Origin of the sequence: Pseudomonas defluvii (genome assembly GCF_001695625.1) — a bacterium.
GTDB lineage: Bacteria > Pseudomonadota > Gammaproteobacteria > Pseudomonadales > Pseudomonadaceae > Aquipseudomonas > Aquipseudomonas defluvii.
Map to the genome: position 1 here is coordinate 1 of NZ_MBPN01000168.1, position 6,123 is coordinate 6,123.

At 63.2% G+C, this 6,123-nt stretch carries 4 protein-coding genes and 1 pseudogene; all 5 read right to left on the reverse strand.

Translation table 11 applies throughout. The annotated features are described in order from the left end of the window. The coding region (locus EKA13_RS25255) for a sarcosine oxidase subunit gamma (protein ID WP_065761823.1) at positions 1–529 on the reverse strand (529 nt) is incomplete at its 3' end. 83 nt (positions 530–612) lie between these two features. Beyond that, positions 613–3,278: pseudogene (locus EKA13_RS25260) on the reverse strand (2Fe-2S iron-sulfur cluster-binding protein). Further along, on the reverse strand, positions 3,275–3,604 hold the full coding sequence (locus EKA13_RS25265; protein ID WP_065761820.1) for a sarcosine oxidase subunit delta: 330 nt from the start codon (positions 3,602–3,604) through the stop codon (positions 3,275–3,277). Before EKA13_RS25265 ends, EKA13_RS25260 begins: the two are co-directional and overlap by 4 nt. 15 nt (positions 3,605–3,619) lie before the next feature. After that, on the reverse strand, positions 3,620–4,870 hold the full coding sequence (locus EKA13_RS25270) for a sarcosine oxidase subunit beta family protein (protein ID WP_065761821.1): 1,251 nt from the start codon (positions 4,868–4,870) through the stop codon (positions 3,620–3,622). A 21-nt stretch (positions 4,871–4,891) separates the two neighbouring features. Next, a partial coding sequence (gene glyA, locus EKA13_RS25275; protein ID WP_065761822.1) for a serine hydroxymethyltransferase occupies positions 4,892–6,123 on the reverse strand: 1,232 nt, incomplete at its 5' end.

The following is a 6,123-nucleotide window of genomic DNA, read 5'->3' on the forward strand; positions in this document are numbered from 1 at the left end:
TGCTGCGACGGATGACCAGTTGCGACTTGGCGAACACCGTACTAACCGCTTTGCCGACCGGAAAATTGTTCGGGTGCACGTCGTAGCTGGTGGACTTCATCAGCACTTCGCGCACGTTCGGGCCGCTCAGTTCCAGCAGGGTCTGGCCACCGCTGACGTTGACCACCTGAATGTGCTGGTCCTTGAGGGCGTCGCGCAGTTTCTGCTCGACGGCGAACTCCTGGCCACCGGGGACGATCAACAGCCACTCATCCGGGCCGAGCCACTGCAGCGACATGTCGCCGTTGGCGACCACGGTCAGGGCCACGGGCAACTCAAGGCCGATGGCCTTGAACACACCACCGGCGAAGGCCGGGTCGTGGCCGTTGCCACGAATAGTCAGGTGGCCCAGCAACTTCTTCTCGCGCAGGGTGACACCGGCGTTCTTGCGCCCCTTGCCAACCAGGCTCGGCAAGTCGGCGTGGGCCAGCGGCGATTCCGCCTTGGCGGCGTTGCCTGGGTGTTGCTGGTAAACGTTGATTGCGCTCATTTCAAACCTGCCTGAAATATCAAATGCTGTAGGGCGATCCGTGTGGGGCCGGCCGCGCCGGCGCCACACGTGCGCGTCAATCCTTAAACGTTCTGCCGTTCGCCTTGCGGGTCGAAGAACACCGCTGAACAGATCTCCGCTTCGATCACGCTGCCATCGGCCTGCGGCGAGAACACGCGCTCGCCCATGCGCTTGAGGCCACCCTTGACCACACCCATCGCGAACGAATAGCCCAGCGAGTTGGCGGCGTAGCTGGAGGTCACGTGACCGACCATGTCCATCGGGATCGGTTGCTTCGGATCGAACACCAGTTGCGCACCCTCAGGCAGCCACTGGGTCGGATTGACCGGCTTGAGGCCGACCAGCTGTTTACGGTTTTCCCGTACGCAGTCCGCACGGTTCATGCCGCGACGGCCGATCCAGGAGAACGGCTTGGTCCGCCCGACGCACCAGCCCATGTTCAGGTCGTCCGGGGTCATCGAGCCGTCAGTGTCCTGGCCGACAATGATGAAGCCCTTCTCGGCCCGCAGTACGTGCATGGTTTCGGTGCCGTACGGGGTCAGGTTGTAGGACTTGCCCGCTTCGACGATCTGCTCCAGCACGCCCATGGCGTAGTTGGCCTGGATGTTGATTTCGTACGACAGCTCACCGGTAAAGGAGATCCGGAAGACCCGCGCCGGCACCCCGCCCACCTTGCCTTCCTTCCAGCTCATGAACGGGAAGGCGTCTTTGTCCAGGTCGATATCGGTGACCTGCGACAGCAGTTTGCGGCTGTTCGGCCCGGACAGGGTCAGGGTCGCCCAGTGGTCGGTGACCGAGGTGAAGTACACCTTCAGGTCTGGCCATTCGGTTTGCTGATAGATCTCCAGCCACTGCAGTACCCGTGCCGCGCCGCCGGTGGTGGTGGTCATGACAAAGTGGTTCTCACCCAGGCACGCCGTGACACCGTCGTCGAAGACCATGCCGTCTTCTTTGCACATCAGGCCGTAACGGGCCTTGCCCACGTCCAGCTTGGTCCAGGCGTTGGTGTAGATGCGGTTGAGGAACTCACGGGCATCCGGGCCCTGGATATCGATCTTGCCCAGGGTCGAGGCATCAAGCAGGCCGACGCTGTCACGCACCGCCTTGCACTCACGGGCAACGGCGGCATGGATATCTTCGCCTTTGCGCGGGAAGTACCACGGCCGTTTCCACTGGCCGACGTCTTCAAACTCGGCACCGTTTTTCACGTGCCAGGCATGCAGCGCGGTGAAACGCACCGGCTCGAACAGGTGACCGCAATGCCGGCCCGCCACTGCACCGAAGGTGATCGGCGTGTAGTTCGGGCGGAACATGGTGGTGCCCATTTGCGCCACACCAATACCCAGCGAACGGGCGGCGATGGCCAGGCCGTTGATGTTGCCGAGCTTGCCCTGGTCGGTACCAAAGCCCAGCGCGGTATAGCGTTTAACGTGCTCGACCGACTCAAAACCTTCGCGGGTGGCCAGCTCGATAGCCGCAGCCGTCACGTCGTTCTGTTGGTCGACGAACTGCTTCGGTGCCCGTGCCGTGGGTTTGTCATGCGGCACCTGGAACAGCGCCACAGTGGCTTCTTCATGGCGTGCCAGCACCTTGGGCAGTACCCCGGTGACCGACTTGAAACCGGCTTCGGTTGCAGCCCGTACGCCGCCTTCAAAACCGTCGGCCAGGGTATCGCCGAGGCTGTAGACACCGTTCACGCCGCCGACGCAGACGCGTCTCTGCGGGGCATCGCCCGGCACGAAGCCGAGGATGTCTTCACGCCAGACCGGCTTGCCACCCAGGTGCGAAGCCAGGTGAACCACCGGGCTGTAGCTGGCACGTCGTTGTTGCCATACACCAGCGGGCGCTCGTGGGCGCCTGTGGCCAGCACCACCTGCCGTGCACGCACGCGATGGATACGCTGACGCACCTGCCCCAGTGGTGCGCGATCGCCCAGGTGGTCGGTCAGGCGCTCGTGGATGGTCAGGAAGTTGTGGTCGTGGTAACCGTTCACAGTGGCCCGTGGCAGCAAGGTCACTTCGCGCATGCCCTTGAGTTCGGCCACGGCGGCCGCCACCCACTCCGCGGCAGGCTTGCCGTCGAGGCTTTCGCGGGTGTCGAGCAGGCTGCCGCCAAACTCTTCCTGCTCATCGGCAAGGATCACCCGGGCGCCACTGCGGCCAGCCGCCAAGGCCGCTGCCAGGCCAGCCGGGCCGCCGCCAACCACCAGCACGTCACAGTGCTGGTTCATGTAATCGTAGGTGTCCGGGTCGTTTTCCAGCGGCGAACGGCCCAGGCCAGCCGCTTTGCGGATGTACTTCTCGTAGGTCATCCAGAACGACTGCGGGTACATGAAGGTCTTGTAGTAGAAGCCCGGTGGCATCAGCTTGCCGCCGACCTTGCCCAGGATCCCCATCACGTCGTTGTTCACGCTCGGCCAGCCATTGGTGCTGGTGGCCACCAGGCCGGCATACAGTGCCTGCTGGGTAGCGCGCACGTTCGGCACCTGGGTGGCTTCGGTGGCGCCGATCTGCAGGATCGCGTTCGGCTCTTCGGCACCGGCGGCGATGATCCCGCGAGGGCGCGAGTACTTGAAGCTGCGCCCGACGATGTCCACGCCGTTGGCCAGCAACGCGGCCGCCAGGGTGTCACCGGCATAGCCCTGATAGCTCTGGCCGTTGAAGGTGAAGTTCAAGACTTTGCTGCGGTCGATACGACCGCCGTTGGACAGGCGATTGACCTGGCTCATACCTTTTCTCCCTGACCACTGACTGCCAACTGCGGGCTGGTGTTTTTGCCGGTCACTTGTGGCTTGGCGCCAATTGGATAGGTTTCCAGAATTTCGTAGGTCACCGTGTCACGGGTGGCATTGAAGTACTGACGGCAACCGGCGGCGTGAATCCACAGTTCGTGGTGCAGGCCGCGTGGGTTGTCGCGGAAGAACATGTAGGTGCCCCATTCCTCATCGGAGCAGGCATCCGGGTCGAGCGGGCGCGGGATGTGCGCCTGGCCAGCGGCGTGGAATTCCTCTTCGGAGCGCAGCTCGCCACAGTGGGGACAGAAGATGTGCAACATGGTCAGGTTCTCCTGTTAGTGGGCGACAGCGGCAGCGCCGTGTTCGTCGATCAGTGCGCCGTTGTAGAAACGGTCGATGGAAAAAGGCGCAGCCAGCGGGTGCATTTCACCCTTGGCCAGGCTGGCGGCAAAGACGTTGCCTGAACCCGGAGTGGCCTTGAAGCCACCGGTGCCCCAACCGCAGTTGAAGAACAGGTTCTTGACCGGGGTCTTGGAAATGATCGGGCAGGCATCCGGCGAGGTATCGACGATGCCGCCCCACTGCCGGTTCATGCGCACACGGGACAGGATCGGGAACATCTCGACGATGGCCTGCAGGGTGTGTTCGATCACCGGGTACGAGCCGCGCTGGCCGTAGCCAACCCAACCGTCGATACCGGCACCGATCACCAGGTCGCCCTTGTCCGACTGGCTGATGTAGCCGTGCACGGCGTTGGACATGATCACACTGTCGATGATCGGTTTGATCGGCTCGGACACCAGTGCTTGCAGCGGGTGCGACTCCAGCGGCAGGCGGAAGCCGGCGAGCTTGGCCATGTGCCCGGAGTTGCCGGCGGTGACCACGCCGACCCGCTTGGCGCCAATGAAGCCCTTGCTGGTTTCAACCCCGATGACCACGCCATTTTCCTTACGGAAACCGGTGACTTCGGTTTGCTGAATCAGGTCCACGCCCAAGGCATCGGCGGCGCGGGCAAAGCCCCAGGCCACAGCGTCGTGACGGGCAACCCCGCCGCGGCGCTGCACGGTGGCACCGATGATCGGGTAGCGGGTGTTCTTCGAGCAGTCCAGGTACGGAATCTCGTCGGCCACTTGCTGGGCGTTGAGCAGTTCGCCGTCCACACCGTTGAGCCGGTTGGCACTGACCCGACGCTCCGAATCGCGCATGTCCTGCAGGGTGTGGCACAGGTTGTAGACGCCGCGCTGGGAGAACATCACGTTGTAGTTGATGTCTTGCGACAGGCCTTCCCAGAGTTTCATGGCGTGTTCGTAGAGGTGCGCCGACTCGTCCCACAGGTAGTTGGAACGCACGATGGTGGTGTTACGGGCGGTGTTGCCGCCGCCCAACCAGCCCTTCTCGACCACCGCAACGTTGGTGATGCCGTGTTCTTTGGCCAGGTAGTAGGCCGTGGCCAGGCCATGCCCGCCGCCGCCGACGATCACCACGTCGTAGACCTTTTTCGGGGCCGGCGTGCGCCACATGCGCTGCCAGTTTTCATGGTGGCTCAGCGAGTGCTTGAAAAGGCCGAAGCCCGAGTAGCGTTGCATAGTCAGTTACTCCTCAACCACTCAGCGGTAAACCGGAAAGTCTGCACACAGTGCCGACACGTTTTTCGCCACATCGGCCTCGACATCGGCATCGCCAAGGTTGTCGAGAATGTCGCAGATCCAGCCGGCCAGTTCGGTGCACTGGCTGACCTTGAAGCCGCGCGTGGTCACCGCCGGGGTGCCAATGCGAAGGCCGGACGTGACGAACGGCGACTGTGGGTCATTCGGTACGGCGTTCTTGTTCACCGTGATATGGGCACGACCCAGGGCAGCATCGGCCTCTTTGCCGGTCAGGCCCTGACGGATCAGGCTGACCAGGAACAGGTGGTTATCGGTGCCGCCGGACACTACATCGTAGCCGCGGGCGATGAACACGCCAGCCATGGCCTGGGCGTTGTCGATCACTTGCTGCTGATACGCCTTGAAGCTGGGTTCCAGGGCTTCCTTGAAGCACACGGCCTTGGCCGCGATGACGTGCATCAGGGGCCCGCCCTGGCCGCCGGGGAACACCGCCGCGTTGAGTTTCTTCTCCAGCTCTTCGTTGGCCTTGGCCAGAATCAGGCCGCCCCGTGGGCCGCGCAGGGTCTTGTGGGTGGTGGTGGTGACCACGTCGGCGTACGGCAGCGGGTTCGGGTACAGCCCGGCCGCGACCAGACCGGCCACGTGCGCCATGTCGACGAACAGGTAAGCGCCCACTTTGTCAGCGATCTGACGGAAGCGTGGGAAATCGAGGGTTTTCGAGTAGGCCGAAAAACCAGCGATGATCATTTTCGGCTTGTGCTCCAACGCCAGGCGCTCGACTTCGTCGTAGTCGATCAGGCCGGTGGTGGTATCGATGCCGTATTGCACCGCGTTGTAGAGCTTGCCGGAGAAACTGACCTTGGCGCCGTGGGTCAGGTGGCCGCCGTGGGCCAGGCTCATGCCCAGCACCGTGTCACCGGCCTGCAGCAGAGCGAGGAACACCGCCGCGTTGGCCTGGCTGCCGGAGTGCGGCTGAACGTTGGCGTAGTCGGCACCGAACAGTTGCTTGGCACGGTCAATCGCCAGTTGTTCGACCTTGTCCACGTGCTCACAACCGCCGTAGTAACGCTTGCCCGGATAGCCTTCGGCGTACTTGTTGGTCAGGCCGCTGCCCTGGGCCTGCATCACGCGCTTGCTGGTGTAGTTCTCCGAGGCGATCAGTTCGATGTGATCTTCCTGACGCTGCTCTTCGGCATTCATCGCCGCCAGCAGTGCATCGTCATAACCCTGGA